The organism is Microvirga zambiensis WSM3693 (assembly GCF_016735695.1).
Classification (GTDB): domain Bacteria; phylum Pseudomonadota; class Alphaproteobacteria; order Rhizobiales; family Beijerinckiaceae; genus Microvirga; species Microvirga zambiensis.
The window spans coordinates 1-2,167 of sequence record NZ_JAERQD010000167.1; the positions used below are offsets into that span (position 1 = coordinate 1).

3 protein-coding genes and 1 pseudogene are annotated in these 2,167 nt (G+C 64.2%); all 4 read right to left on the reverse strand.

Features of this window, described 5'->3' with window-relative positions:
* Window positions 1-31: 31 nt before the first annotated feature.
* A complete protein-coding gene (locus JKL46_RS34600; protein ID WP_201842961.1) occupies window positions 32-409 on the reverse strand; it encodes a MaoC/PaaZ C-terminal domain-containing protein in 378 nt (125 codons plus the stop codon).
* Complete coding sequence (locus JKL46_RS34605) at window positions 402-1,556, reverse strand: thiolase family protein (protein ID WP_201842963.1); 1,155 nt, start codon at window positions 1,554-1,556, stop codon at window positions 402-404. Before JKL46_RS34605 ends, JKL46_RS34600 begins: the two co-directional genes overlap by 8 nt.
* A complete protein-coding gene (locus tag JKL46_RS36515; RefSeq protein ID WP_201842965.1) occupies window positions 1,553-1,870 on the reverse strand; it encodes an AMP-binding enzyme in 318 nt (105 codons plus the stop codon). Before JKL46_RS36515 ends, JKL46_RS34605 begins: the two co-directional genes overlap by 4 nt.
* Window positions 1,812-2,096, reverse strand: a pseudogene (locus JKL46_RS34615) (transposase); the annotation flags it as partial. The gene JKL46_RS36515 and the pseudogene JKL46_RS34615, both read right to left, overlap by 59 nt.
* Window positions 2,097-2,167: the final 71 nt, after the last annotated feature.

The window sequence follows — 2,167 nt, forward strand, 5'->3', positions numbered from 1 at the left end:
TAAACCTGCACCAACGTTAGCAACGATCCCATCAACGCGCGAGGCCTGATCCCGCGGTGTTCCTCGGATGCGTACGTCGGAACGGCGCGTCGCATGCGATTGCCTGCCGGAATCGCACATACCGCAGGGCTGCAAGCCAGCCGCTCTGGACCTCCGTGACGAGATAGGTCTCCCGGATCAAGGACGGCAGGAGGGCGAGGAGCAGGTGACCCGGAACGATCGTTCGCCCACTGGTTAATTCATGAGCGGCGCGAGACGAATCAACATGAATCCATTGCAAATCGTTGGTCAGCGCCGCAAAGGCGTTGATGGTATCCTGTCCCACCTGATGCCATTGGGTCGGACCAAGCGGCTGATGCAGAAACTGGCCGAGATCCGACGCTTGCTTGACGCGCAAAGGTTCACCCATGGCGATCTCCAGAAGAGTGGAGGAAAAGAGAGTGGAGGAAAAGTGCGCTTCCCAGCCCTCCGGCAGCCGCAATCGCCGCAAGTCCGAAGCCACCAACCCTCGACTGCGCCATCTCATGCCACAATCGAACGGCCAGGATTGCGCCTGAAGCGCCAATGGGGTGCCCCCTCGCAAGGGCGCCGCCGCCACAGTTGACGCGGCTTGCGTCGAGACCCAAGGCTGCGATCCCAGCCATCGCCTGTACGGCGAAAGCTTCCATAATTTCCACGCGCGACAGCTCAGAGACCGTGGCCTCTTGGCGGTCAAGCAGCCTACGGGCCGCCGGGATCAGCGCAAGGCCGGGCCGGACTGGATCACCGCCCACCCTGGCTCCCCCGAGCACTTCCAAAACCGTGCGATCCACGTGTTGAGCGATGGACGCGGAGGCCACAAGAACAATGGCGGCGCTGTCGGCCTCGACGGCCACCGTCGCGGCCGTCACTCCATGCACCGTGTCACCGGCCAGCACTGGCAGCCGACGACAGAGAGCCGGTGCCAGCTGGCGTGGGAAGGCATCCCGCGTGACACCCCCGAGCGGCACAATCTCGCCGACGTGCTGCGCGCTCAGGGCTTTGGCGTGGCTCGCCACGGCGAACGCTTCCTGATCGGTACGCCGAATCGCGAGTTCTTCCGCTAAGGCGGCTGCCGCCGGGATCATGTCCGGATCCTGATCAGACCACGGCGTGAAGGGAGGGCGCTCGTACGATCGGGGCTCGTCGTCAGGACCTTTCGGAGGCCTGATTCGCATGGGCGCGCGACTATAGCTCTCCACACCCCCCGCCACGATGAGGTTTGCCTCGCCGGCTTGAATACGGGTCGCCGCTGCCAGGATCGCATCCAAGCCTGCGCAGCATTGGGTGTCGAGCGTCATGGCGGGGATCGCTTCGGGCAAGCCGGCGGCGAGCGCGGCAAGGCGGGCTGGGTTTCCGCCGCCATACAAAGCGTTGCCGAGAATGACCTCATCAACCCGTGCGGCCGAGACGCCGACATCATCGAGCACTGCGCGGATGGGTCCTGCGGCCAGTTCGTGCGCCTCAAACCCGGCAAAGGCGCCACCACGCGGGATGACGGCAATGCGCCGGGCCGCAATCAGGAACACGCGGTTCATTGCAGAGCCTTGTAACCGCCCTGGCGCCAGGCCTCGCGCAAGGCTTCCAGATCCGTCTTGCCCGAGCGCGTCAGCGGCCAGTCGGTGACGACCCCATAGACCCGCGGCACCTTGAACAGCGGCAAAGCCTGGCGGCCATGGGCGATGAGAGCGGACCGGGTGACGGTCTGATCGCGCAGAGCCAGCATCGCAACGATCCGCTCACCCCGCTGAGTATCGGGTACAGCTATGACGGAATTTAGGTGATGGGGCCGATCAGGCGGCGCTGTTTGTCGGCAGCGGGATGACCTCGCTGCCGTCCTGGAATCTGACACCAGCGATCACCTTCGGCAACTGGTTTTCACCCATCAGCCGGCGCCAGGTTTTCGCAGCCGCCATGATGAGTTTGAACACCATCAGGCGAGCAGTCGTTGGAGACAGCGCGCCCTTGGTGCGCACGGTGCGGTGCCGCACGGTCGCAAACACGCTCTCAATCGGGTTCGTTGTTCGCAGATGGATCCAGTGCTCAGCCGGCCAGTCGAAGAAGGCCAGCAGGGCATCGTCAACTTAACGGCTTGAGATAGGTCGGCCCCTCCTGGTTCGTCAGATCAGTGGCCCGTGGCGACGCCAGT